This window comes from Streptomyces sp. NBC_00209, assembly GCF_045206345.1.
In the GTDB taxonomy this organism is placed as follows: domain Bacteria; phylum Actinomycetota; class Actinomycetes; order Streptomycetales; family Streptomycetaceae; genus Streptomyces.
In genome coordinates this window covers 5,773,507-5,798,283 of record NZ_CP108121.1, presented here as the reverse complement: position 1 = coordinate 5,798,283, position 24,777 = coordinate 5,773,507, and the positions used below count along the sequence as shown (strand labels likewise).

24 protein-coding genes are annotated in these 24,777 nt (G+C 72.8%); 8 read left to right on the top strand and 16 right to left on the bottom strand.

Translation table 11 applies throughout. The annotated features are described in order from the left end of the window. Positions 1-31: 31 nt before the first annotated feature. Positions 32-2,869 carry a penicillin acylase family protein gene (locus tag OG867_RS26375; protein ID WP_406289013.1) on the bottom strand — a complete coding sequence of 946 codons (2,838 nt, stop codon included), beginning with the start codon at positions 2,867-2,869 and terminating at the stop codon, positions 32-34. A 229-nt stretch (positions 2,870-3,098) separates the two neighbouring features. On the opposite strand from OG867_RS26375, the gene OG867_RS26370 reads away from it, so the two are divergent. Continuing rightward, entirely contained in the window at positions 3,099-3,710 is a 612-nt protein-coding gene (locus tag OG867_RS26370) for a hypothetical protein (protein WP_328899441.1), read from the top strand. 42 nt (positions 3,711-3,752) lie between these two features. Here the strand turns inward: OG867_RS26370 and soxR are convergent, their stop codons facing one another. Beyond that, complete coding sequence (gene soxR, locus OG867_RS26365; protein WP_406289011.1) at positions 3,753-4,262, bottom strand: redox-sensitive transcriptional activator SoxR; 510 nt, start codon at positions 4,260-4,262, stop codon at positions 3,753-3,755. A 128-nt stretch (positions 4,263-4,390) separates the two neighbouring features. Here soxR and OG867_RS26360 point away from each other — a divergent pair, with 128 nt between their 5' ends. After that, positions 4,391-4,852 carry a MaoC family dehydratase gene (locus OG867_RS26360; protein WP_161207181.1) on the top strand — a complete coding sequence of 154 codons (462 nt, stop codon included), beginning with the start codon at positions 4,391-4,393 and terminating at the stop codon, positions 4,850-4,852. 56 nt (positions 4,853-4,908) lie between these two features. On the opposite strand, the gene OG867_RS26355 is transcribed toward OG867_RS26360, so the two are convergent. The 3 genes from OG867_RS26355 to OG867_RS26345 all read right to left on the bottom strand — a co-directional run bounded on the left by OG867_RS26355 (position 4,909) and on the right by OG867_RS26345 (position 7,120). Then, a complete protein-coding gene (locus OG867_RS26355) occupies positions 4,909-5,532 on the bottom strand; it encodes a TetR/AcrR family transcriptional regulator (RefSeq protein WP_328899443.1) in 624 nt (207 codons plus the stop codon). A gap of 86 nt (positions 5,533-5,618) precedes the next feature. Beyond that, positions 5,619-5,909 (bottom strand): YiaA/YiaB family inner membrane protein, encoded by a 291-nt coding sequence (locus OG867_RS26350; protein ID WP_328899444.1) that lies wholly within the window; start codon positions 5,907-5,909, stop codon positions 5,619-5,621. A 59-nt stretch (positions 5,910-5,968) separates the two neighbouring features. Next, the gene (locus OG867_RS26345) at positions 5,969-7,120 is read right to left on the bottom strand and encodes an acyl-CoA dehydrogenase family protein (protein ID WP_406289008.1); all 1,152 of its coding nucleotides are present in this window, start codon (positions 7,118-7,120) and stop codon (positions 5,969-5,971) included. Between the two features lie 65 nt (positions 7,121-7,185). Between OG867_RS26345 and OG867_RS26340 the strand changes: the two genes are divergently transcribed. Continuing rightward, a complete protein-coding gene (locus tag OG867_RS26340) occupies positions 7,186-7,842 on the top strand; it encodes a TetR/AcrR family transcriptional regulator C-terminal domain-containing protein (protein WP_328899446.1) in 657 nt (218 codons plus the stop codon). Here OG867_RS26340 and OG867_RS26335 read toward each other — a convergent pair. The 7 genes from OG867_RS26335 to OG867_RS26305 form a co-directional block, all read right to left on the bottom strand. After that, entirely contained in the window at positions 7,839-8,918 is a 1,080-nt protein-coding gene (locus OG867_RS26335; RefSeq protein WP_406289004.1) for a Zn-dependent alcohol dehydrogenase, read from the bottom strand. The two genes, OG867_RS26340 and OG867_RS26335, sit on opposite strands and share 4 nt — an antisense overlap. Before the next feature lie 46 nt (positions 8,919-8,964). Continuing rightward, a complete protein-coding gene (locus OG867_RS26330) occupies positions 8,965-10,359 on the bottom strand; it encodes an aldehyde dehydrogenase family protein (protein WP_406289002.1) in 1,395 nt (464 codons plus the stop codon). 108 nt (positions 10,360-10,467) lie between these two features. After that, positions 10,468-11,826: an ABC transporter ATP-binding protein gene (locus tag OG867_RS26325; protein WP_328899449.1), complete on the bottom strand. Its 1,359-nt coding sequence runs from the start codon at positions 11,824-11,826 to the stop codon at positions 10,468-10,470. A gap of 139 nt (positions 11,827-11,965) precedes the next feature. Continuing rightward, positions 11,966-12,583 (bottom strand): TetR/AcrR family transcriptional regulator, encoded by a 618-nt coding sequence (locus tag OG867_RS26320; protein ID WP_328899450.1) that lies wholly within the window; start codon positions 12,581-12,583, stop codon positions 11,966-11,968. A 37-nt stretch (positions 12,584-12,620) separates the two neighbouring features. Then, a complete protein-coding gene (locus tag OG867_RS26315; protein ID WP_406288999.1) occupies positions 12,621-14,105 on the bottom strand; it encodes a hypothetical protein in 1,485 nt (494 codons plus the stop codon). Beyond that, positions 14,102-14,914: a hypothetical protein gene (locus OG867_RS26310; RefSeq protein WP_406288996.1), complete on the bottom strand. Its 813-nt coding sequence runs from the start codon at positions 14,912-14,914 to the stop codon at positions 14,102-14,104. Before OG867_RS26310 ends, OG867_RS26315 begins: the two co-directional genes overlap by 4 nt. Beyond that, positions 14,911-17,016, bottom strand: coding sequence for a hypothetical protein (locus OG867_RS26305; RefSeq protein WP_406288993.1), 2,106 nt, complete (start codon positions 17,014-17,016; stop codon positions 14,911-14,913). The genes OG867_RS26310 and OG867_RS26305 overlap by 4 nt, the downstream gene beginning before the upstream one ends. Positions 17,017-17,135: 119 nt before the next feature. On the opposite strand from OG867_RS26305, the gene hmgA reads away from it, so the two are divergent. From hmgA to OG867_RS26290, 3 genes are read left to right on the top strand one after another with little or no spacing between them, the layout of a single operon-like run. Then, positions 17,136-18,464, top strand: a complete 1,329-nt coding sequence (gene hmgA, locus OG867_RS26300; protein ID WP_406288990.1) for a homogentisate 1,2-dioxygenase — start codon at positions 17,136-17,138, stop codon at positions 18,462-18,464. A 28-nt stretch (positions 18,465-18,492) separates the two neighbouring features. After that, entirely contained in the window at positions 18,493-19,293 is an 801-nt protein-coding gene (locus OG867_RS26295) for a GntR family transcriptional regulator (protein WP_406288987.1), read from the top strand. 48 nt (positions 19,294-19,341) lie between these two features. Continuing rightward, on the top strand, positions 19,342-20,631 hold the full coding sequence (locus OG867_RS26290) for a type ISP restriction/modification enzyme (protein ID WP_406288985.1): 1,290 nt from the start codon (positions 19,342-19,344) through the stop codon (positions 20,629-20,631). Between the two features lie 56 nt (positions 20,632-20,687). Here OG867_RS26290 and OG867_RS26285 read toward each other — a convergent pair whose 3' ends face one another. The 4 genes from OG867_RS26285 to OG867_RS26270 all read right to left on the bottom strand — a co-directional run bounded on the left by OG867_RS26285 (position 20,688) and on the right by OG867_RS26270 (position 23,273). Beyond that, positions 20,688-21,308, bottom strand: coding sequence for a TetR/AcrR family transcriptional regulator (locus OG867_RS26285; RefSeq protein ID WP_328899457.1), 621 nt, complete (start codon positions 21,306-21,308; stop codon positions 20,688-20,690). Positions 21,309-21,474: 166 nt separating this feature from the next. Next, complete coding sequence (locus OG867_RS26280) at positions 21,475-21,738, bottom strand: hypothetical protein (RefSeq protein WP_328899458.1); 264 nt, start codon at positions 21,736-21,738, stop codon at positions 21,475-21,477. A 184-nt stretch (positions 21,739-21,922) separates the two neighbouring features. Further along, positions 21,923-22,705 (bottom strand): SGNH/GDSL hydrolase family protein, encoded by a 783-nt coding sequence (locus OG867_RS26275; RefSeq protein WP_328904274.1) that lies wholly within the window; start codon positions 22,703-22,705, stop codon positions 21,923-21,925. A 193-nt stretch (positions 22,706-22,898) separates the two neighbouring features. Then, entirely contained in the window at positions 22,899-23,273 is a 375-nt protein-coding gene (locus OG867_RS26270) for a GntR family transcriptional regulator (protein ID WP_328899459.1), read from the bottom strand. Between the two features lie 69 nt (positions 23,274-23,342). Here OG867_RS26270 and OG867_RS26265 point away from each other — a divergent pair, with 69 nt between their 5' ends. Together OG867_RS26265 and OG867_RS26260 are read left to right on the top strand one after the other, a co-directional pair. Continuing rightward, positions 23,343-24,263, top strand: coding sequence for a GNAT family N-acetyltransferase (locus OG867_RS26265; RefSeq protein ID WP_406288981.1), 921 nt, complete (start codon positions 23,343-23,345; stop codon positions 24,261-24,263). Beyond that, on the top strand, positions 24,244-24,741 hold the full coding sequence (locus tag OG867_RS26260; RefSeq protein WP_406288979.1) for a DUF402 domain-containing protein: 498 nt from the start codon (positions 24,244-24,246) through the stop codon (positions 24,739-24,741). The genes OG867_RS26265 and OG867_RS26260 overlap by 20 nt, the downstream gene beginning before the upstream one ends. Positions 24,742-24,777 lie beyond the last annotated feature (36 nt).

Sequence of the window (24,777 nt, the reverse complement as noted above, 5' to 3'; positions counted from 1 at the left end):
CGGGCCCGCGAGGACCCGCCCGGCCGCGGTTTCAACGGTGGCTCGGGAACTCCACCACCTGTTGGTACGTCGGGCGGTTCTGCCAGTGGACGGCCTTCTGGGCGATGCCGCCCAGCGCACGGTGGATGATCGAGTCCGTGCACCACTGGTCGCCGGCCTTGCAGCTGTCGTCGGCCGGGTAGACCTCGGCCGCCGGCACCGCCGCCGCCTCCTTGAGCGAGGCGAGCAGCGCCGCACGGCAGGCGCTCAGGTCGCCGTTGCCGCAGTAGGACTTGGCCAGCGGGCCCTTGACCTCCTGGCCGAGCACCTGGCGCAGGTCCTTGTCGGCGAAGCCCCACCAGCCGTACTGGAAGGCCGAGCCGCTGTGCGCCCCGCTCGGCCCGTGGCTGGCGGCCGGGGACTCGTCGGTGGCGAGGTTCGCGGTGAGCGCCCCGTACAGGTCGTCACCGAGACCGGGCCGGAACTCCGCCTCGATCAGCCGCGGCCACCACGCGTCCATGATCCGGACCGCGTCGGCATGCCCGTACGCGTGCGAGCCGGGGCTCGTCTCCTTGCGCTGGGCGCCCGCCGCGCGCCAGGAGTCCAGCTGCTGGACCGCCGCGTTCAGGTCCGGGTCGGTCACCGGCTGGGAGCGGATGACCTTCAGCAGCTCGGGCAGCAGCTGCTCGCCGCGCAGGTCCGTGAGGGCCGCGTCCGCCATGGCCCGGGTGAGCGAGGCGCGGGTCACACCGCCCTCCGCGACGAGCTTCGCGACCCGGTCGTCCAGCAGGTCGGCCCGGTGCACCGCGCTGAGCCCGAAGCCCGAAGCGGCGTACCCCTCGGCCTGCTTGTTGTTCCAGGAGATGTAGTAGTCCTGGCCGCTGGAGTGCGGGTGCTCGGCGAAGGCGGTGTATGCGGCGGTGTTGGCGGCCGGGTCGTAGCCCTGCCACTCGTACGCCTTCTCGGCGCGGACCGGGAGCGCCGGGTCGACGCCGGGCGCGCGCACCGGGTTCATGCCGCTGTTGTAGTAGGCGGCGGTGCGGGAGTCGGCGTAGAACCAGTTGAAGGCGTAGTCGATGTCGCTCGCCGCCCGCTGGAAGGACGCCGCGTCGGTGACGTACGCCGGGTCGTTGAGCATCTGGAAGCCGATGATCGAGTCGGCCTCGTGCCGGTAGGTGGAGCGGAGCGTGGTGTACGCGACGGGCTTGCCGGCCACCGTGGCGCGGTGGGTGACGATGCCGTAGTCGGTACGCCATACCTGCATCCGGTACGAGCCCTTGGCGGTGGAGTCCGCGACGGTCGGCTTCCAGGAGTTGGACTTCTCCATCTTCTCCATCGCGGTGCAGGTGCCCCGGTAGAGGTAGTGCGTCGAGTCCTTGGTGGGCGTGGAGCCGTCGGGCTCGCAGAGGTCGATCGCGTACGTGTCGGTGATGTCCTGGCCTGCCGAGGTGGCGCTCCAGGCGTAGTCCTGGCCCCGGCCCATCTGGATGTACATCCCGACACCGGCGAAGGAGACGCCGCGCGCGCTGATGCCCGGGCCCTGGAGCTCCTGGAGCATCATCAGCTGCGGCGCGAAGTAGCCGGTCTGCGGTCCGAACACGGCGACGGGGTGCCCGCTCGCGGTGCTCTTGCCGGACACCAGCAGGGCGTTGGACATCCCGCGCTTCTGGGCGCCGGAGCCGGAGCCGGGCAGCGAGCCCTCCGGGATGACGCCGTCGTCGAAGATGCCCTGCGCCTTCTTGAGCGCGGCCGGTGCCTTGACCGGGGCCTTCACACCCGTGCCCGCCGAACCGGTGCGGTCGTGAATGAGGGGTTCGGCGGTGACGGAACCCTGGTCCGGGAGGGCGGTGCCGACGGCCTTGTCGGGCTTGTCGGCGTACGGGAAGGAGGTGCCGTCGTGGATGGTGAGCACGGCCTCGGGGTCGTTGCGCTGGCGGAACGACTCCCAGACCTTCGTGCCCTCGGCGACGCCGTACTTCTGCTGCGCGGAGAGGAGCGACAGCGCCGCCTGCACCTCGCCGCCGCCCCCGCCGCCGAACTGGCCGCCGACGACCGAGGCGATGGAGATCAGGTCGGTGAGCTTGAACGGCTGGATCTCGCCGATGTTGGTGATGGCGTCGATCTTGCCGGTCAGGACGTACTCGCCGGGGAAGTAACGGCCGTCCTTCGACTTCTTGCGGTAGGCGTTGATGCCGTCCACGTACGCCTGCGCGTCCGCCATGGCCTGTTCGCCCCGGGCCCCCTCATGGGTCCTGATGTACTCGACCTGGGCCTCCAGATCGGCCTCGGTGTACGGGGCCTGCGGCCAGAACTGCTGCTCCAGGCCCTGGTTGGCGAGGGCCCCGCCCGCGAACGAGGTCAACTCGCCGCGCCCGATGTGCCGGAAGAGGTCCATCAACCACAGCCGGTCCTGCCCGGCCGCGTACCCGGCGCCGAACTCGGTGCCGTAGCGCGTGGTGCCCTTGATGTGCGGGACGCCGGAGGACTTGTCGCGGGTGATGGTGACGTCGTCGCGCGGTGCGGTGACGGACTCCACCTGGGCCTTCGGGACGCCGAACGAGGCGTCGTTGAAGAAGTCGGTGAGCTTCTGGTCGGTGAGCCCGGTGTGCCCGGCGACCAGCCCGTCGTAGCGGTCGAGCTGGTCGTCGCTGTGCGCGGGATGGGTGCCGAACGCCTTGTTGCCCAGGATCTCCACCAGGGTGGCGTTGCCGTTCTCGCCGGGCGGCAGGATGTCGTCGCACTGCCCCTGGCAGTAGTCGGGGACGGGGTCCGCCTCGGCGGCGCCCGCGTGGGGAGCGGCGGCGAGCAGGGACGTACCGAGGGCGAGAGCCGCGGCGAGGGCGGCGGCTCTGGTGGTACCGGTGCGGGTCATACGGGTGCGTGGGGGCATGCGTACTCCTCCGAGAGGCCGATGCGCGGCAGGTTACTGGCGGTACGACCCGCCGGTAAGGTGAACATCGGTCACCTTTTCCGAATCGCCACATGCCGCCGGATTCTGTGCGGCGTCTCATCTTTCGGACGCTTCGGTCTTTGGATGGAGCCGATCCGGGCAGGCGTACGTCCATCCCCTGACGCCGAAGTACGGGCGACGGAGTACGAGCGACGGAGGTGGCGGCTCAATGGCCGGTTTCCGGAGTCTGGCGAGACAGGTCCGCGACCCGAGAAGCGATCTGGCACTGCGGCGGTACTCGCTGCGCAAATGCCTGGAACGCTTCGCCCCCTACGGGCACCGGGCGACCTGGGACCATCTGTGCGCACGGCACGGCATAGCCCCCGAGGACCGGGACCCGGACCCGGTGCGGCTGGTGCGGGCACTGGACGAGCTGGAGCGGGCCCGCACGGTCTGGCTCGGCTACGAGGCGGGGTTCGCGGAGCGCCGCAGGCGGGAGAAGCACCGGGGGCTGCGCCGGCCGGGCGCCTTCGACGACTGGCACCGGCGCACCTGGGGCGGCAACGGCGTCGCGCGCTGCGACGACCCGGCGGTCCATCCCTCGGCCCCGCTCGCCGAGGTGCTGGCCCGGCTGATCTCGGCCCTGGAGGCGGAGCCCGGCGCCGGCTGCCCGGTGTGCGGCAAGACCGGGATCACCTGGCGGCACGACCTGGACACCGAGCCGTGGTCGGGCCCGGTCTGCACGGGGTGCGGGATCGTGGTGCCGCAGCCCGTGCTCACCCCGGCGGCCCTGGCGCGGGCCCGCCGCGACCGGGCGGGCGAGCTGGCGACGGTGGCCTGAGGGGCGGGCGGCCCACCGCAGGGGCCGCCCGGTACGCATCGGTCAGCAGCAGCCCTCGGCGCTCTCCGCCGCACGGGCGGCCGGCGCGCGGTCCGGCTTGCGCTCCGGCATCAGGCGCGAGCCGCTGATCTTCTCGCCGTTGATGTCGTCCGGGTTGGACAGGACACAGGTCTCCAGCGAGAGGCAGCCGCAGCCGATGCAGTCGGTGAGGTGGTCGCGGAGTCGGCCCAGCTGCTTGATCCGGTCGTCCAGCTCGGAACGCCAGACGTGCGAGAGCCGCGCCCAGTCGTCGCGGTTCGGGGTGCGCTCCTCGGGGAGTTCGGCCAGCGCCTCGCGGATGGTGGCCAGCGGGATGCCCACCCGCTGGGCCGCGCGGACGAAGGCGACCCGGCGCAGGGCGTCCCTGCTGTAGCGGCGCTGGTTGCCGCTGGTGCGGCGGCTGCTGATCAGGCCCTTGGCCTCGTAGAAGTGCAGGGCCGACACGGCGGCGCCGCTGCGCGCGGAGAGCTGGCCGACGGTGAGTTCGTGAAGTGTCTGCGGGATCTGGGGCACCCGTCGAAGCCTACGTGGCCGGTGCCCGGCCGGTCCGTCGTTGACAGGAACGCACCCGCGCAGGATGCTGAGCAAGCGCTTAGAAAGCGTGGATGATCAGGAGAGTGTGAAGGGCAGGGAGCAGGGACATGGCTGAGCCGAGGATCTTCGAGTCCGCGCAGGAGCTGCGGGACGGCGTGGGCGAGCAGCTGGGGTACAGCGACTGGCTGGAGGTCGACCAGAAGCGGATCGACCTGTTCGCCGACGCCACCGGCGACCACCAGTGGATCCACGTGGACCCGGAGAAGGCGGCGGCCGGCCCGTTCGGGAAGACCATCGCGCACGGCTATCTGACGCTGTCGCTGCTGCCGGTGCTCGTCCCGCAGGTCATGGCGGTCGAGGGCGCGAAGATGGGCATCAACTACGGCACCAACAAGGTCCGCTTCCCCTCCCCCGTGCCCGTCGGCTCCCGGGTGCGCGCGACGGCCGTCCTGAAGAGCGTCGAGGAGGCGGGCGGCGGCGTGCAGATCACCGCCGTCGTGACGGTCGAGCGCGAGGGCGGCGACAAGCCGGCCTGCGTCGCCGAGTCGGTGTCGCGCTACTACTTCTGAGCCCGCGCCCGCGTGCATACGCGAACGCCCCCGGCCCCACGGGGACGTGAACGTGCTCAGCGCCCGGCGGCGACCATCCGCAGCACCAGGCCGGCGTACAGCTCGGCGACCTCGTCGGGCGTCCGGCTGCCCTGCGCGTTGAACCAGCGCGCCACGTCGATGCAGAGCGACAGCACCGCGAGCGTGGTGCCCGGCACGTCCGGTACGTCGAACTCGCCGGAGGCGACGCCCTCACCGATGATCCGGCGCACCACCGCGTCGGTGCTGCGGCGCAGCGCGATGATCTCGGTGCGGTGCTCCTCGCCGAGCGCGTCCAGCTCGTACTGGACCACGCGGGCGGTGGTGTGCCGTTCGGCGTGCCAGCGGACGAAGGCGCGTACGGCGGTGGCGAGCCGTTCGGCGGCCGTGCCGTCGCTGTCGGCGGCCGCCTCCAGCACGGCCAGGGCGCGGTCGTGGCCGATCCGGCTGATCCGGTGGAGCAGCTCTTCCTTCGTCTTGTAGTGGATGTAGAGCGCGGCGGGGCTCATTCCGGCGCGGCCCGCGATGTCCCGGGTGGTGGTCGCGTGGTACCCGCGCTCGGCGAAGGCGTCGACGGCCGCGACGAGGAGCCGCCGCGCGGCCTCGGGCGTCACCTCGGCCCACGGCGGGTCCTCGGCGTCGGTCTCCTGCGCCGTGCTCATCGTCGCTCGCCCCTCTCAGTCAGCAGGACGCACACCATACCCCGATCCTGAGCAAGCGCTTAGGGGAACGTTTCGCGAGGTGGGGGTCAGAGCTTCTGGAACGGGTCGTGCTCGGCGAGGATCTTCTCCAGCCGGGCCTGGTCGACCCGGCTGACCAGCTGGCCCGCCTCCTGCCGGTCCCGGATGACCTTGGCCAGGGTGAAGCAGGACGTGACCAGGTAGAGGACGCCGACGGCGAGGAAGCCCCGCACCCAGGCGTCGGCGTCGAGGAAGTAGATTCCGAGGGTCACCGCGGCCATCGCGATCCCGAAGGACGCGACGGCCTGCCCGAAGTAGGCGCCTGTGGTCTGCTGTTTGACCGATGTCGTCTCACTCATGGCGCCCAGCATCCGGCGGTATGACGCACGCCACATCCGTTCGGATACTCAGAAGATACTCAGAACGCCGAGACCCCGGTCAGGGCCCGGCCGATGATCAGCTTCTGGATCTGGCTGGTGCCCTCGTAGAGCGTCATCACGCGGGCGTCCCGGAGCAGCTTGCCGACCGGGTACTCGTCGATGTAGCCGTAGCCGCCGAAGACCTGGAGCGCGTTGTTGGCGGCCCGGACGGCGGCCTCGGACGCGAACAGCTTGGCCCGGGACGCGGCGGTGGCGAAGTCCTGGCCCCGGTCGATGAGGTCGGCGACCCGCCAGGTGAGCAGGCGCGCCGCCTCGACGTCCACGGAGATGTCGCTGATGAGCTCCTGGACGAGCTGGTAGCCCGCGATGGGCCTGCCGAACTGCTCGCGTTCACCGGCGTAGCCGACGGCCGCGTCCAGGGCCGCCTGGGCGATGCCGACGCAGCCGGCGGCCACCGACATCCGGCCCTTGGCCAGGGCGGACATGGCGATCGAGAAGCCCTTGCCCTCGGGGCCCAGCAGGGCGCTCGCGGGCACCCGGACGTCCTCCAGGACCAGTTCGGCCGTGGCCTGGCCGCGCAGGCCGAGCTTGCCGTGGATGGTGCGGCGGCTGAGGCCCGGGGCCTCGGCGGGGACCAGGAAGGCGGAGACGCCCTTGTGGCCGGGGGTGTCGTTGGTGCGGGCGAAGAGCAGCACCACGTCGGCCCAGGTGCCGTTGGTGATGAACATCTTGCCGCCGTTGATCACGTAGTCGCCGCCGTCCCGCACGGCCCGGGTCGCCAGGCCGCCCGCGTCCGAGCCGGTGCCGGGCTCGGTGAGCCCGAAGCAGCCGACCGCGTCGCCCGAGGTGAGCCGGGGCAGCCACCGGCGCTTCTGCTCCTCGTCACCCCAGGCCGCGATGGTCTTGGCGACCAGGCCGAGCGAGACCGAGACGATCCCGCGCACCGAGGAGTCGCCGCGGCCCAGCTCCTCGGTCACCAGGCAGTACGCGAGGTGGTCGCCGCCCGAGCCGCCGTACTCCTCGGGGACGGTCAGGCCGAGGAAGCCGAGGGCGCCGAGCTTCTTGACGATCGACTTGTCGACGTTCTCGGACCGGTCCCACTCGGCCGCGTACGGAGTGACCTCGCGGGCGACGAAGTCCCTCGCGAGCTGCCGGACGGCTTCCTGCTCCTCGCTCAGCTCCAGGTTCATCGGCCGCACCCTCCGCCTTAATTAGCACTGCTAGTTTTCAGCTGGCAGGGCCTACTATGTGCCGCATGGCCCGCCCGCGCAAGCCCCTCCTGAGCAGAGAACGCATCGTCGAGAAGGCGAGCGCCCTCGTGGACGCCGAAGGGCTGGACGCGGTGTCGACCCGCCGCCTGGCGGCCGAGCTGGGGGTCAGCGGGCCCTCCCTGTACAACCACTTCCGCAACAAGGACGAGATCCTGGACGCGGTCGCCGACGCCGTCTCGGCACAGGTCGACCTGTCGATGTTCGAGGAGTCCGACCCCCGCGACTGGCGGGCCGCCCTGCACGACTGGGCGGTCTCCTACCGGGCGGCACTCGCCGCGCATCCGCACATCGTCCCGGTGCTCGCGCAGGGGCCCGGGCGCCGCCCGGCCGGGCTGCGGGTCGCGGACGCCGTGTTCGGGGCCATGGTGCGCGCGGGGTGGCCGCCCGCCCAGGCCACGTACATCGGGGCGCTGATGCGGTACTTCATCACCGGCTCGGCGCTCGGCTCCTTCGCCCGGGGGTTCGTGGACGACGAGACGGCGTACGACCCCGCCGACTACCCGCACCTGGGCCAGGCGCACCTGCTGGCCGAGCGGCGGCAGCAGGTGGACGAGGGGGCCTTCGAGACCGGGCTGCGGGCGCTGGTGGACGGGCTGGAGCTGCAGTACGCGCAGCTGGAGCCCGCCCGCGCCCGGCCCTAGAAGACCACCAGCGCGCGGCCGCCCTTGCCCGCGATCATGTTGTCGAAGGCGGCCGGGATGCCGTCCAGGCCGATGCGTTCGGTGACCATCAGGGAGACGTCGAAGCGGCCCGCCCGGATGTGGTCCGCCAGCACCGGCAGATCGCGGGCCGGGTCGCTGTTGCCGTAGACGCAGCCGGTCAGGGTGCGGCCCCAGTGGAAGATCTCCAGGGCGTTGAAGGTGACCTGCTGGTCCTTGCCGCCGATGCCGACGACCGTGGTGCGGCCGCCCCGCCGGGTGGACTCCCAGGCGCTCCGGATGGTGGTCGCGCGCCCCACGCACTCCACGGCCACGTCCGCGCCCTGGCCCCCGGTGAGCTTCCGGATGTCCCGGGGCGTGGTCTCCGAGGAGAGGACGAAGTCCGTGGCGCCCGCCCGGCGGGCCAGCTCCTCCTTCTCCGGGGAGACGTCGACCGCGATGACCTGCGAGGCGCCCGCGATCCGGGCGGACTGGAGCACGGCGAGCCCGACGCCGCCGATGCCGAACACCACGACGGACTCCCCCGCGCGGACCCGCGCGCTGTGGTGGACCGCGCCGTAGCCGGTGAGCACCGCGCAGCCCAGGAGCGCCGCGTCGGTGAGCGGGATGCCGTCCGGGGCGGGCAGCACGCAGTTCCCGGCGACGACGGTCTCCTCGGCGAAGGCGGCGACGTTCAGCCCGGGGCGCAGGTCGGTGCCGTCGGCGGTGCGGGCGTGCAGGTTGGCCGCGCCGGCCAGGGCGCCCGCGCAGAGCCACACCTCGCCGATGCCGCAGTGGTGGCAGCTGCCGCAGGAGGGCGCCCAGTTGAGGACGACGCCGTCGCCCGGGACGACATGGGTGACGCCCTCGCCGACCGCGACGACGGTGCCGGCGCCCTCGTGGCCGAGGACGGCGGGGACGGGCACCCGCATCGTGCCGTTGGACAGCGAGAGGTCGGAGTGGCAGACCCCGGCTGCGGCGAGGCGGACGCGCACCCGGCCGGGGCCGGGCTCCGGCAGGACGATGTCGGTGATCTCCAGCGGAGCTCCGACGGCGGGCAGTACGGCGGCGCGGACCACGGACTGGCTCCTTGCTGATCGCTGATGGGGGTGGGTGATAGGAGGCTCAGAACTGGAGGGACTTGGTCTGGAGGTATTCGGCGAGGCCGTGCGCGCCGAGTTCGCGGCCGACGCCGGACTGCTTGTAGCCGCCGAAGGGCGCCAGCGGGTTGAAGCGGCCGCCGTTGATGTCGACCTGGCCGGTGTCCATCCGGCGGGCGAAGGCCACGGCCGTCTCGTCGTCGGCGGCCCAGACCGCGCCCGCGAGCCCGTAGACCGTGCCGTTGGCGATACGGAGCGCGTCGTCCTCGTCCTCGTACTTCAGGATCGAGACGACGGGGCCGAAGATCTCCTCCTGGGCGATGGCCATCTCCGGGGTGACGTCGGCGAACACCGTGGGGCTGACGTAGTAGCCGGTGGGCAGCGGTGCTTCGGGGCCGCCGGCGACGAGGCGGGCGCCCTCCTCGACGCCCTTCTCGATGTAACCGCGCACCCGGGCCCGCTGCTTGGCGTTGACGAGCGGGCCGACCCGGTCCCCGGGCACGTACTTGGCGACGGCCGCCGCCGCGAGCGCCACGGCCTCCTCGTACCGCTCGGCGTCCACCAGCATCCGGGTCCAGGCGCTGCATGTCTGCCCGGAGTTGGACATCACGTTGGCGACGCCCACGTTGACCGCCTTGGCGAGGTCCGCGCCGGGCAGGATCACGTTGGCGGACTTGCCGCCCAGTTCCAGCGCGACGCGCTTGACGGCGGCGCCGGCCGTGGCACCGATCTGGCGGCCGACCGCGGTGGACCCGGTGAAGGAGACGAGATCGACGTCCTCGTGCGCGGCGAGGGCCTGTCCGGCGACCGGGCCCAGGCCGGTGACCAGGTTGAACACGCCCGCGGGCAGCCCGGCCTCGGCGGCCGCCTCGGCGAAGAGCTGGGCGGTGAGCGGGGTGTCCTCGGCGGGCTTGAGGACGACCGTGCAGCCGGCGGCCAGCGCGGGGGCGACCTTGGCGACGATCTGGTGCAGCGGGTAGTTCCACGGGGTGATCGCGCCGACGACGCCGACGGGCTCCAGGTACACCGTCGAGTTGCCGTGCCGCTCCTCGAAGGCGTACGTGGCGGCGAGCTCGGCGTAGGTCCCGGCGACCAGGACCGGGAGGCCCGCGTGCACGGAGGCGGCGAGCGCGGGCGGGGCGCCCAGCTCGGCGGTGACCGTTCCGGCGATCTCCTCCGCGCGGGTTCCCAGCACGTCGCGGAGGGCGGCGATGCGGGCGGCTCGCTCGGCGGGCGGGGTGGCGGCCCAGCCCGGGAAGGCGGCGCGGGCGGCGTGTACCGCGGCGTCGACGTCCTCGGCGGTGCCGGCCGGGACGTGGCCGATGACCTGCTCGTCCGCCGGGTTCACGACCGCGATCGTGTCCGTTCCCGCGGCGGGCCGCCAGGCGCCGCCGATGTACATACCGTCGTGGGCCTTCATCGCTGGTTCCTCCCGGGCACGGTGACGGACGGGATCGTCCGGAGCCCAAACTAGCGCTGTTAGTTTTCAGGCGCCAGAGACCCCCGTCACGTGCCGGCCCTCCCCCGGCTACATGTCCAGCCCTGGCACGTCCTTCGGCAGCGGGCAGATGCGGCGGCCCTGGTGGTCGAAGACGTACAGGTGGGCGAGGTCGACCAGGAGGGGCACCTGGCCGCCGGTGCGCAGCATCATGTCGGGCCCGGTCCGCACCACGAGGTCGCTGGCGGTGACGGCGGGGCGGTCCGGGCTGTGCATGCCCGGCGGCAGGTCGTCGGCCTCCGGCGCGTCCAGGACGGCGACGGACCCGCCCACGTAGGAGGTGGCGCGCTCCCTGATCCGCTCCAGCATCCCCGTACCGCCCTGGCCGCCGCGCCGCCTGCGCGCGGGTCCCCGGTCGGTGCGGGCCGATTCCAGCTCGGGGACGACGGCGGGCCGGGAGCCGGTGTTGAGGTGGACCAGCGCCTCGTGGCCCTGGTATTCGACGTGCTCCACGATGCCGCTGAGCGCGACCTCGCCCGGGCGGGCGTGGCTGGGCGGGGCGATCCGGACCGCCTCCGAGCGCAGGCCGACGATGATCGGGCGGCCCTGCTGGATGCGCAGGAGCTGGTGGTCGGGGCTGAGCGGTTCGGGCAGCGGGAGGCGCTGGCGGCCCAGGTCGATGGACATCCGGCCCTCCAGGGGCGCGTGCACCACGGCCTGGAGGAGATTGATCCGGGGCGTCCCGATGAACGCGGCGACGAAGACGTTCTCCGGCAGGGCGTACACCTCGCGCGGCGGGCTGACCTGCTGGAGGACTCCGCCGCGCATGACGGCGACCCGGTGGCCCAGGGACATGGCCTCGGCCTGGTCGTGGGTCACGTAGACGGTGGTGACGCCGAGTTCCTTGGTGAGCTGGGCGATCTCGGCGCGCAGGTGGTTGCGGAGCTTGGCGTCGAGGTTGGACAGCGGCTCGTCCATGAGGAAGGCGGAGGGCTGGCGCGAGATGGCCCGTCCCATGGCGACCCGCTGGCGCTCGCCGCCGGAGAGCTGGCCGGGGAGCCGGTCCAGGACGCGCTCGATCCCGAGCATCCTGGCCGTGTTCTCGATGCGCTCGTTGTGGTCCGCGCGCGGGTTCTCCAGCTTCAGCGGGAAGCCGATGTTGGCCCGGTTGGTCATGGTCGGGTACAGCGCGAAGTTCTGGAAGACCATGGCCATCCCGCGTTCGCGCGGGGTGAGGTGGTTGGCCGGTTCGCCGTCGAGGAGGATCTCGCCCTCGCTGGTGTCCTCCAGGCCGGCGATCATGCGGAGCACGGTCGACTTGCCGCAGCCGGAGGGGCCCAGCAGGACGACGAACTCGCCCGGGTCGATGGAGAGCGAGAGACGGTCGACGGCGCGCGGGGACCGCCCGTATGCCTTGCTGACGTTGTGCAGGGTGATGGCGCGAGTCATGTGGTTCCGCCCGGGAGGGTTCGTGAGGGAGCGGTGGGGAGCGGCAGCAGTGGCCCGAAATTAGCCCACCGCGCCCGGTGAGGGAATGACTCGCGCAAAGTTGGGTAACCCCCCGGGCGCATTCACAGCCGAGGGAAGATCAGTCGAGCCTCCGGGCGAGGTACGCGTGGATGAGTTCGCGGGTCTCGGCGACGAGGGCGTCGTCGCCGGACTGGTCGCCGCGGAAGGCGAGTTTGAGCAGGGCGTCGGCCGCCTCCACGCAGACCAGGATGGCGCGCAGCAGGTCCGCGTCGGCCTCCCGGCCGAGCTGTCCGGCGAGGAGCCCGGTGAGCCGGGACGCGACGCGCTGGTTGGCGTCGTCGGCCGGGTCCTCGTCGGGCGCGGGGGCGCCGAAGTCGACCAGGGCGAAGCCGGGGACGGTGCGCTTCATCGCCAGGTACTCGTCCAGCACGGCGTCGATCGCGCCGCGCCAGTCGGCGGTCTCGATGGCGGTCAGCCGGGCGGTGATGCGCTCGGCGTAGCTGTCCAGGTTGCGGCGGGCCAGCGCGTCCGCCAGGGCCCGCTTGTTGGAGAAGAAGCGGTAGACGGAGCCGATGGGCACCCCGGCCCGCTGGGCCACGGCCCGGGTGGACAGCTGCTCGTAGCCGATCTCGTCCAGGAGTCCGGCGCAGGCGTCGAGGATCCGGGCGAGGCGTTCGGCGCTGCGCTGCTGGACCGGGGCACGGCGGAGGTTGTTCGTGTCGGGCACGCCTTCCATGATGCCGTGCACCTCCTGCGGCGGCGGGAGCCTGGGCTCAGGCGATGAGCAGGGCGAGCCCTCCCACGGTGTACGCGATCATCAGGACGAGCAGCGGGAGCTGTCCGATGACGGCGCGCCGGGGCGGCATGAGCCGTACGGACCGGTCGTGCGCGGCGATGACCCCGAGGACGTGGCCGGTGACGATCGCGAGGACCTGGAGCGTCGCGACGCCGCCCGGCCCCAGGGGCGGTTCGGGCACGGGGGGCCGGTCGGCGCCGAACGCCAGGCGCACGGTGTGCGGGCCCTCGGTGGCGAAGAGCGTGAAGTAGTGGGCGACGAGGTAGCCGAGGGCGATCGGCACCAGCGAGTGGGCGAACGCGGTGAGCGGGTGGGGCAGCGTGCCGCAGACGAGCCGGGCGGCGCCGGCGCAGAGCCCGTACAGGGTGGCGACGAGGGCGACGGCGCCGAGCAGCCCCAGGGTGGCGGTGGTGGTACGGCCGAGCTCAGAGGTCTGCACGGTGGCGATCCAGCGCGGCGCGTCGGAGAAGCCGTCGTAAGCGGTGGAGCCGAGCATCACGCAGACGGTGGCGACGAGTCCGGGGAGCCGGGGCGTGGCGTCGAGCCCGTTGAACGGGGAGCGCACGACGAGGCGGCCGTCGGCGGGGCGGCGGCGGCCGTGTCCGTGAAGTCCCGTCGTACGCCCGGAGGGCGTGGCCCGCGGCGTCTGGTGCGTGCTCTCGGCGTACCGGCCGACATCCCTCGTACTGGACGTACTTGGGATTTCGGCCGGTGCGGCGAGAGTGCGTGCCAGGCGTCGCGGGCCAGACGGGACTGCACGGACACGGCCGAACGGGGAGAGCCTGCCGAGGAGGCCGGAGTACACCTCGAAGGCGTCGGCGTGGTCGAACCAGCGGGCGCCGTACACCGCCGCACCGGTGAGGTGGACGGCCGCGTAGACGCCGAGGAAGACCAGCAGGGCGGTGGGCGAGGCGGGGTCGGGGGCGACGAGTTCCAGCCAGGTGAAGGCGAGGAGCCCGGCCGCGGCGGGCCACATCCCGACGCTTGCGGGGAGGGGTCGGCCGGTGTCCGGGTCGCGGCGGAGCGCGCGGCAGGCGAGGAGGTGCAGGGTGCGCAGGGGGTTGAGCGGGCGCCAGACGGGGCCGAGGAGCAGCGAGGCGGGGACGAGCCCGACCCACAGGAGGACGTAGACCGCGCCGGGCGCCGGGTTGCGGTCCGGGTCGGCGGGGCCGAGGAGCAGCCACAGCACGACGGCGAGCGCGGCGGCCAGGCCGAGCCCGTGGGCGGTGAGCCGGGTGGCGCGGGCGTCGGCCAGGCGCTGGACGGCGGCCGGGAGCGGGCGGCCCGCCGTGTCGCCCGTGAACCGCGAGTCCGACCAGAGCAGGCCGAGCGCGAGGAAGGAGACGAAGAGCGCGGCGAAGGCCCCGGCGAACGCGTAGAACGGCGAGAGGGGCAGGTCGTGCTGGGCCCCGATGCCGTGGGCGAGGACGCGCACGGCACCGGGGGCGGGGGCGCCCGTCACCGGACGACGAGCTGGGTCAGCAGGAGGTCCGACTCATGGGTCTCGACCTCGAAGAGCCCGGTCCGGTCGGCGGTGAAGGTGACCGTGACGGTCCGTCCGGCGGGGAGCCTCGCCTCCTTGTCGTAGCCGTGGACGTGCAGGACGTCGTCGCGGTCGCTGTGGACCCGCAGGCGTACGGTGCGGCCCTTCGCGATCTCGGTGCGGCCGGGCGCGGGGCTCACCTTGCCGTCCTCGATGGCGATGTCGACGGTGGTGGTGTCGTCGTCGGGCGGGGCGGAGGGGCTCGCGGAGGCGTCGCCGAGCGTGGCGGCGGCCCGGACCGGGGCGGAGCCGACGGCCCAGGCGGTGTGGTCGTCGGCGTAGAGCCCCGCGGTGAGGTGGGTGCCGCCCCCGGCCGCGCGCAGCAGCGATTCGGGGAGGTGGAACCAGGCGCCGTAGACCCGGGCGAGCGGGTGCCCGTCCAGGAAGAGCCGGGCGTGGCCGCGTCCGGCGAGCGCGCCGCCGCCCACGCTGTCCGGGGTGAAGCGGAAGTCGCGCACGGTGAGGTGGACGTTCCAGCCGTCCTCCGAGTCGGGCCGGACGGCGAGGTCCACCTCGGGGGCGCCGTCGGCGTCGACCTGGCGGAGCCGGTGGCCGTCGCCGTCGTCGGCCTTCAGGAGGCGGCCGTTGCTGCCGGTGTCCTCGGCGTGACTGGTGCCGGGCTTGTGGTGGGTGGTGGCCCTGCCCCCGCAGGCGCCCGCACCGAGGACGAGGACGGCGGCGGTGAGCAGGGCGAGGGCGGGGCGGGCGGCGGGGCGGGCGCGGGTCATGAGGGGTCGCCTTCCGAGTCCGGGGCGGGGGTCCGCGTCGAAGCGGTGGCGGCCGAGGGCTCCGAACGGCCGTCCCCGCCCCCGCCTTCGGCGCGCTCCGCGCGCCCCCGCTCCCCGTGCCGGGCCGCGGCCACGACGGCCCAGACGACCCAGACCAGGCCGAGCAGCCCCCGTACCCAGGCCGGGCTGAGCGGGATCCACGGGATCATGAACACGCCCTTGTCCAGCGCGTCGAGCAGCGTCAGCGCGCCCAGGACCACGGTCACCCAGCCGAACACCGGGCGCGCCGGACGCAGTGCCAGGCCGAGGCCGGTCCACCAGAGCCCGGTGAGCAGCAGTGCGACGGCGGGGACGTAGGTGGCGGCGAGGCCCATGGTGGACCCGGCCACGTCGAGGCCGAGGCCGAGGACGCCGAGGGCGGACGCGACCGTGGCGAGCCGGCTGGTCCGGAGCCGCCGCCACCAGAGCACCCCGCCGACGAGCACGAGGACCACGGCGATGCCCAGGGCGGCCTGGACCTCGATGCGTGCGATGCCGCGTGCCCCGTACCAGTCGCAGCCGGCCGGCAGCCGCCGGGCGCGTACGTCGTAGTCGGCGCAGACCAGCAGCTGGGCGAGCTTGACGGGTTCGCCGGCGATCCGGTCGGTGGACCCCGACACGTCGCCCCGCTTGTCGCCGCAGCTGGGCAGGGAGCGCGGGGTCGAGGCGCCGGTGTCCGACTGCCAGCAGTTGCCGTCGCCCTGGCCGTCCCACCAGACGTCGGTGGCGTTGGGGCGGGACGTGCCGCTCTTGTCGGTGCCGAGGTGGTTGCCGGCGTAGCGGTTGTGGTGCGAGGTGTCGGTCTGCTTGCCGAGGGCGTTCTCGCCGCGGATGAAGGCGGGGACCGCGCTCAGGAAGAACGCGGCGCGGTTCTGGCCGTAGATCCAGTTGTCTTCGTAGCGGTTCCAGTTGCCGCCGGCGGTGATGATGCCGGTGCCCGGGGGCATGGAGATCTGCGGGCAGACGACGCCGTCCTCGTAACCCCGCTCGGCGGGCGGCTTGGCGCAGGTGCCGTCGGCGACGTAGCGGTAGTAGTCGGCGTTGTTGTCGTGGATCAGGTTGCGTTCGAAGCGGGCGTGGTTCTGCGGGAGTCCGGGGTGGCCGGGGAAGGCGCTGTCCATCGAGGCGCCGCCCATGTTGTGGTCGAACTCGTTGCCGTGGACGTAGACGGAGTCGCCCGCCGTGCCGGAGTAGCCGACCATGCTGTGGTGGCTGCGGCAGCCGGTGATCTCGATCGAGTAGCGCGGTACGTCGTAGCCGTAGCCGTCGTTGATGTCGGAGGCGCTGCCCGGGTAGATGCCGGAGTCGCCGTTGCCGTAGGACTCGCAGTTCTTGTACAGGCCGTGGTCGCCGGCGAAGGTCAGGAAGCCGTACTCGTCGTTCCAGCGGGTCAGCACGTCGTCGATGACGAAGCCGTCCTGGGCCAGGACGTAGAGCGAGTTGAACGTGGTGCGCTGGGCGGTGAAGTTCCTGAAGTAGATCCCGTCGGACTTGTCCGAGCGGATCGCGTTCAGCTTGCGGTACTTGGCGTCGATGACGACGTCCGTGCGGGCCGCGCCGGTGCCCTCGATCTGGAGGTCCTTCTTACCGAGGATCGCCACCAGGTTCTGGTTGTGCGGGCACTTCGCCTGCTGCTCGTAGCTGAGGATCTGGTAGCCGAGCTGCGAGTTGGGGGCCTTGAGCCGGGTGCACTCCCCCTTCGGCGCGGGGAGCGAGGGCTCCTCCTCGTACAGGCCGGGGAGGATCGCGATGTTCTTCCCGGGCCCGTCGACCGCGTCGACCGCCTGCTGGAGGTGGCGGTAGCCGGAGGTGCGGCACCGTTCGAAGAGCGTGAGGTTGCGCGCCTTCAACGCCTCGGGGAAACCCGAGATCCGGCGCTCGAAGTCGGCCCGGTCGGTCTTGCAGACCAGGAGATCGGGCTCGCCGGTGCGGTACACGGGGACGCTGCCGGTGCCGTCGGGCAGGGTGACCGGCCGTTCCTCGTGCGCCTGGGCGGCGGGGGCCGCGAGCAGTGCGGCGGCGAGCACCGCCAGAACCGCCAAAAGTCTTCGTGTCCACGACATGTGCGGGAGAGTAGAGCATTGTTCAGCTTTTTGAACCCCTTCTGCACGACGAATGCCGTTGACGCGCCACGCTTCCATTCCTACGGTTATGCATAGGATTCCTTCGGACGGGAGCGCACATGGGCGGCATCGAGCAGGCGAGGAAGACGGCGGAGGGGCTTGCGTACTCCACCGGTTTCGGTAATCAGCACAGCTCGGAGGCGGTGCCGGGAGCGCTCCCGCACGGGCGCAACTCCCCGCAGCGCGCCCCGCTGGGGCTGTACGCGGAGCAGCTGAGCGGGTCCGCGTTCACCGAGCCCCGCGCCCACAACCACCGCAGCTGGTTGTACCGCATCCGCCCCTCGGCGGCCCATCCCCCGTTCGTCCGCACGGACAACGGCGCTCTGCGCACCGCCCCGTTCACCGAGACCGTGCCCGACCCGAACCGGCTGCGCTGGGACCCGCTCCCCGAGCCCGCGCCCGGGACGGACTTCGTGGCGGGCCTGTGGACGCTCGGCGGCAACGGCGACGCGGCGCAGCGCACCGGCATGGCCGTGCACCTGTACAGCGCCAACGCGGCGATGACGGACCGGGTGTTCAGCGACAGCGACGGCGAGCTGCTGATCGTCCCCCAGCACGGCGGGCTGCTGCTGCGCACCGAACTGGGCCTGCTGCGCGCCGAGCCCGGCCATGTCGCCCTGATCCCGCGCGGCGTCCGCTTCCGGGTCGAGCTGCTGGACGAGACCGCACGCGGGTACGTCTGCGAGAACTACGGCCGCCCGTTCATGCTCCCGGACCTGGGTCCGATCGGCGCCAACGGCCTCGCCAACGCGCGGGACTTCCTCGCCCCGGTCGCCGCGTACGAGGACGTGGAGCGCCCGGTCGAGGTGATCAACAAGTACTGCGGCAACCTCTGGACGGCGACCTACGACCACTCCCCGCTGGACGTCGTCGCCTGGCACGGCAACCACAGCCCGTACGTCTACGACCTGCACCGGTTCAACGTCATCGGGTCGATCAGCTACGACCACCCGGACCCGTCGATCTTCACGGTCCTGACCTCGCCCTCGGACACGCCGGGCCTGGCCGGGGTGGACTTCGTGGTGTTCGCGCCGCGCTGGCTGGTCGGTGAGGACACCTTCCGCCCGCCGTACTTCCACCGCAACGTGATGAGCGAGTACATGGGCCTGATCGAGGGCGCGTACGACGCGAAGACGGCCGGAAAGGGCGGCTTCGTGCCCGGCGGCGGCTCGCTGCACACCATGATGTCCGCGCACGGCCCGGACCGGGAGACCTTCGACAAGGCCGGCGCGGCCGAGCTGAAGCCGCAGAAGATCGACGACGGCCTGGCCTTCATGTTCGAGACCCGCTGGCCGGTCACCACGACCGCGCAGGCCGCGACGGCGGACCACCTTCAGCAGGGCTACGACGACGTATGGCAGGGTCTGAGCCGCAACTTCAGGCCGTAACGCGCCCTCCCGGGCCCGGCGACGACGCATGCAGGAGGATCAGGTGCCGCAGCCCGCCGCGAACAGCCCCGCGCCCCGGGGCACCGCCTTCGCGCCCGACTCGCTGGTCCTGAACCGCAAGCTGCCGCTGTGGTACCAGGTCTCGCAGTCGCTGCGGGCGTCCATACTGGGCCGCGCCCCGGACGCCACGCTGCGGCTGCCCACCGAGGAGCAGCTCGCGGCGCACTACGGGGTGAGCGTGCTGACCATGCGCCAGGCGCTCAAGGAGCTGGAGGCGGAGGGCCTGATCAGCCGGCACCGGCGGCGCGGCACGTTCATCGAGCCGCACGCCCGCCGGGGATCGCCGGTCCGGCTGCTCGGCTCGATCGACGCGATCGTGGCCCAGCAGTCGGGCGAGCGCTCCACCCTGCTCGGCCACGGCCCGGTCCCGGTCCCGGGCGAGGTGGCCGAGCACTTCCCGGGCTGTACGGAGGTCGTCGGCTACCGCCGGCTGCGGTGCGACGGGACGACCGGCGAGCCGACCAACTGGGCGCAGAACTGGGTGCACCCGGAGGTCGCGGCGGACCTCGACCCGGCGGACCTCGACCGGTGGCCGATGACCAAGGTGCTGCGCGACCGGGTCGGCGTCCCGATCTCCCGGATCACCGACACGGTCGAGGCCCGCCTCGCCGACCCGGCCACCGCCGAACTGCTGGGCGTCCCGCTGCTGAGCCCGATCCTCTACTACACGGGCGTCACGTACGACGAGGGCGGCCGGGTGGTCGACGTGGCCCGGATCCACTACCGGGGCGACCGGTTCTCGTTCTCGGTGACGGTGGAAGCGCGCTGATCCCGCACGGGAAGGCACCCTGACGCCGCCCCCGTCGACGCCGTTACGATGCCGGGGAAGGCGGCGGGCGCGGCAGGCGGGGAGGGCGACACGGTGGCAGCACCGGCAGCGGCCGGGTCCGGCGAGGACCCGCGCGGCCCCCTCCTGGACGACCTCATGCCCTGGTCGGTCCGGCCGCTGCGCACCGGGCGCGCCTGGGTGACGGCCCCGGACGCGGCCTCTCTGCGGGCCCGCTGGGACCGCCTCGTGCGGGCATCGGGCGAGGAGCGCGAGCGACTGTTCGCCCCGACCCGCGCCCGTACGCAGCAGAGTGCCGTGGCCGCCCTGCCCGGCCGGTCCGGCGCCACCGGCCGCTTCGCCCGCGAGAGCGGCCCCTGTCCGGAGCCGGTGCGGGTGCTGCACGGGCCGTACGACGAACAGTGGCTGCTGCCCGACCACCGCCTGATCGACGTGGCCAGGCCCGAGCTGTGGCGGGTCGCCGACGACCACCAGCTCTTCCTGGTCGAGCACGGCCGGGTGCCCCACGATCCGGGCCCCGCCCTGTCGGTGACGACGCTGCTGCCCGACGGTTACTCCCCCGCCGGCCGCCCCGGCCGGGTCCGCCCGCTGTACCGCCGCCCCGGCGGCCTCGAACCCAACCTCGCCCCGGGCCTGCTCCCCGTACTGCGAGCCCGGTACGGGGACGCGGTCACCGCCGAGTCGGTGCTCGCCTGGATCCTGGCGGCGGCCCGCCCCTCACCGGCCGGCTGCGTGGTCCCGCTCCCGGCGGACGCCGCGCGCTGGGCGGAGGGGGTCGAGCTGGGCCGCGAGCTGCTGCGGCTCCAGCTGCGCGGGGCGCGCGGGGCGGAGCGCCCCCGGCTGCCGGGCGGACAGCGCCCCTATGTGCGGGCGGCCGTCCCGCCGGTCCCGGCGTCCCTGTCGTACGAGCCCGAGGAGCGGGTGCTCGTGCTCGGCACCGGCCGCGTCGCGCCGGTGCCCGCCGGTGCGTGGGAGTTCCGGGTGAGCGGGGTGCGGGTCCTCGATCTGTGGTTCGACCGCCGGGCGGCGGTGTGCGGGGCGCCGGGGGCGGACGCGGCGGGGCTCGAAGCGGTCCGGCCGCGCGCCTGGCCGCAGGAGTGGACCTCGGAGCTGCTGGACCTGGTCACGCTCCTCGCCCTCCTCGCCGGGCTGCGGCCCCGTCAGGAGGAGCTGGCCGGGGCGCTGGCGGCGGGCCCGGGGACCGGGGAGGACGAGCTACGGGCGGCGGGGGTGCTGCCGGTCGGGGAGGCGGCACGGCGGCCCGCCTCGGTCCTGGACCATCAGGAGGAGGGGCCGGACGGGCAGTTCGCGCTGCTCTAGGGGCTGTCGTCACATTCCCGTTGTCCGCCCGGCAGACGGGAATGTGACGACAGGCCCTAGCCGGCGCCCTGCTCGGCCAGGGCGGCCGGCCGGCCGAGGTCGCCGAGAAGTCGGACGAAGGCCGTCTCCAGGAAGGCGCGGAGCTCGTCCAGGGCGTCCGGCTCGTCCAGCGGCCAGCCGGTGACCGCCTCCTCCGCGAAGGCGAGCCAGGCCCGGGCGGCCAGGGTCAGCCGGGGCGACGGCGCCATCCCGAGCCGGCGCTGCCCCTCCACGACCCGGCACGCGAGGGTGGCGCGGGTGGCCTCCACGATGTCCCCGGCGGCGGGGTGGCTGCCGGCGGCGCCCCGGACGAGGGCGCGGTAGACCTTGCGGCGCCCGGTCACGTACCCGATGAAACCGGCGATGAACGCGCGCATCCAGGCGACCGGGTCCAGCGAGGCGTCCGGTGCGGTGGCGGCGGCGAACGCGTCGCACTCACGGCGCACCACGGACCGGTAGAAGTGGCGCTTGGAGTCGAAATAGTGGAAGAGCAGGCCGCGCGATATGCCGGCCCGCCGGGCCACGGCATCGGTGGAGAGCTCGTCCAGGGAACAGTCGGCGAGCATGTCCACGCCAATTGCCACCAATTGTGCCCTTCGCTCGTCGGGATGCAGACGCGCGGCTCGCTTCTCGGGCATGAGCACAGTGTAGAAGTAGTTCGGCACCGAATTAACTCGGCACCCAGGCGGGCCTGCCGGACACAGCCTGTGACCAGGTGCGGACATGGCGACGCGCCACTGCCGGCTCCGGGGATGACGGAAGAGCGGGCAGCAGCGCGCTGCGGGAATCAGGACCGCGGTCGGGTCAGCGGCGGCTGCCGAAGAGCGAGCGCCGCAGTCGGCGCAGTGGCGCGAAGAGCGACACCCGTGCACTTCTGCTGCGCCGGGTGTGTCCGGCGTCGCGCGAGGTGAGCTCGCGCATCAGCAGCGTCGCTTCCGCCGCCTCGCGCTGCGGCACGACAGGACCGCCCAGCACCGCGAGATGGCGGTCGAGGCGCGAACTCGTCGCGCTGCTCCCGCATGTAATGGCAGGCACGCGCGCCCTGCTGCGCACCGTTATCTGTTCCATGTCACTCCCCACCCGTACGAGGGCACTCGGCCCGGGCAGGTTAACCCTATCGCCTGCCACCGACACTCGTGTATCCCGGGAGCGGGATTGCGCACACATATACGGAGGTTGACGAGGCGTCGGCGAATCTGCCCGATTCCGGGGCGAGTTGACGGGCGCGCCCCTTTCGGGGCGCGCCACCGGCCTAGTCGAGCGCGTTCAGGACCGGCAGGTAGCCGCCGGACTGCCCGGCGGCGAAGGGGTGGTACGACTCGCCGATGTTCAGCACGTTGAGGCTGTGCAGCCAGACGCTGCTTGAGCAGATCTCGTGTCCGGTGAACTTGGAGGTGACGTCGCCGAAGCTGAAGCCGTGGTCGGCGGCGCGCTTGGCGGTGGCCGCGTTGAGGTAGTCGGCGGCGCCGTTGATGGCGCTGCGCACCTTGTCGCTCAGCCCGACGACACAGCTGCCGCCGATCTTGTAGAAGCGCGGGTAGCCGAGGACGACGACATGGGCGGAGGGTGCCTTGGCCTCGATCGCGTCGTACACCGAGTTCAGCTTGCCGGGCAGCGTGCTGTCCACGTAGCTGCGGGCGGTCGCGATGCGGTTGAGGCAGGTGGACTCCGACTGGAGGACACAGGTCGTCATCACGTCGGAGAAGCCCGCGTCGTTGCCGCCGATGGAGATCGAGACGAGGTCGGTCGATGAGTTCAGCGGTCCGAGCTGACTGGCGATCACATCGCCCGTACGCGCCCCGGAGCAGGCCGTGAAGGAGAAGGAGGCGGGCGAGTGGGCGGAGGCCCAGAGGGAGGGATAGGCGAGGGTGCTGCGCTTGCAGTCGCCGCTGGAGCTGATGTAACTCCCGGAGCCGACACCCGAGGAGTACGAGTCCCCGAGGGCGACGTAGTCGACGGAGGCCGCGGCGTTCGCGGTGGCCGCCCCGGTCAGGGCGATGACGGCGCCGAGCAGGAGCGAGGACGAGAATGCCACGAGTCTGGACAGTTTCACGGAATCTCCCTTGAGCGACCGGCAGGATCTCTGCCTACTCAGTGGTAGCAGCGCGGACACCGTTTCCGGAAGTGTTCATGCCAAGTCGAACGGGTGAGCTTTTTCCGAAGCGCTCATGACCGGCCACCCCGTCAACTCAGCCCGTAGGCGCAGGGGTTACAGCAGATGCCCGCTCTCAGTCGGCGAAGACGGCGCGTACCGCGTCCTCGGCGAGTTCCAGGGCGCGGGCGTGGGAGAGGCCGAGGCGGCGGGCCTGTTCCGCGTACGTACGGGCCGCGGCGGCGGCGTTGCGGTCGGCGGTGTCGCCCGCGGCGGCGACGAAGGTGCCGTTGCGGCCGCGGGTCTCGATGACGCCGTCCGCCTCCAGGGCGCGGTACGCCTTGGCGACCGTGTTGGCGGCGAGGCCCAGCTCCTCGGCGAAGCCGCGTACCGTCGGGAGCCGGTAGCCGACCGGCAGCACGCCGGAGCGGGCCTGTTCGGAGATCTGGGTGCGCAGTTGCTCGTACGGGGCGATGCCGGAGTCCGGGTCCACAGCGATCTTCAGGGTCACGGGCCGATTGTCCCCCACCGGCGGAAAATGGGAGGCGGTCGGGTCGGCGGCGCGGCTAGCGTCCGGCGCATGACTGTCCTCGTACGCGACTTCCGGCCCGACGACGCCGAGGGGTGGGTGCGGGTGCGGCACGCCGCCCTCCCGTACATGATCACCACGCCGGAGCAGACCGTGGCCGAGCTCACCGGGGCCCCGGCGGCGCGGCGGTACCGGATGCTGGTCGCCGAGGAGGACGGCGAGATCATCGGGACGGCGCAGGTGGGCCTGGCCCATGAGAGCCCGGAGCCGGGGCAGGGGTTCTGCAATCCGTACACCCACCCGGAGCGGACCGGCCGGGGCGCGGGCACGCTGCTGCTGCGGACCGCCGAGGAGTATCTGGCACGGGCCGGGGCGAGCTCGCTCTACACCTGGGTCCTGGACACACCCGGCAACCGGGCGTTCGCCGCGAAGCACGGCTACACGCCGAGCCGGCCGGCCCACTTCCTCCATCTGGACCTGGCGAACGGCTCGCTGCCGCCGCGTCAGGAGCCGCCGACCGGCGTCGAGCTGCGGACGGGCGCCGACTTCGCCGACGATCCCCGCCCGCTCTTCGAGGCGGACGCCGAGGCCACGGCGGACGAGCCCAGCGACACGCCCGCCCGGCTCGACGACTACGCGGAATGGCTCGCCGAAACCTGGAACGACCCCGGCCTGGACCACCGCCTCACCTCGGTCGTGCTGGCCGGCGGCGAGGTGGCGGCCTTCAGCGCCGCCCGGACCGACGGGGTGAGCCGCTACGGCTCGGCGATGACGGGCACCCGCCGGGCGCACCGGGGCCGCGGCCTCGCCAAGCTCGCGAAGAACGACTCGCTGCACCGGGCGCGCGCCGCCGGGTACACCGACGCCTACACCGGCAACGACGCCGGGAACGGGCCGATGCTGGCGATCAACCGCTGGTTCGGCTACACCATCTGCGCCACGGAGGTACGCCATGCCCGCAGGCTCGGCTGACGCCGGCCCGACCGTCGTCCTGGTCAAGGCCGGGAAGACCAAGATCAGGTATCCGGCGGCCCTGGTCGCCGACGACGGCACCCGGGTGACCGTACGGGCCCCCTGGGCCGCCCCCGGCGTCCGGGACTTCGGCTTCGTCCGCTTCGAACCGGGCGACGTCTTCACCGAGCACTACTGGCGGAACGCCTGGTTCGCGGTGAAGGAGGTCCGCACCGGCGCGGGCGAACTCAAGGGCTGGTACTGCGATGTGACCCGCCCGGCCGTGCTCCGGGACGGCGAGCTGGTCGTGGAGGACCTGGACCTCGACCTGTGGGTGTCGGCCGACCGCGCGGAGGTCCTGCGCCTGGACGAGGACGAGTTCGCCGCGAGCGGCCTGGCCGAGCGCGACCCGGAGGCGGCGCGGGCCGCGGCGGCGGCGCTGGACGAACTGGACCGGCTGGCCCGCTCGGCGGACGGGCTCGCCCCGCTGCTGGCGTGAGTGCGGGGCCCGGCCCTCGCGCCCGGCCGACGCCCC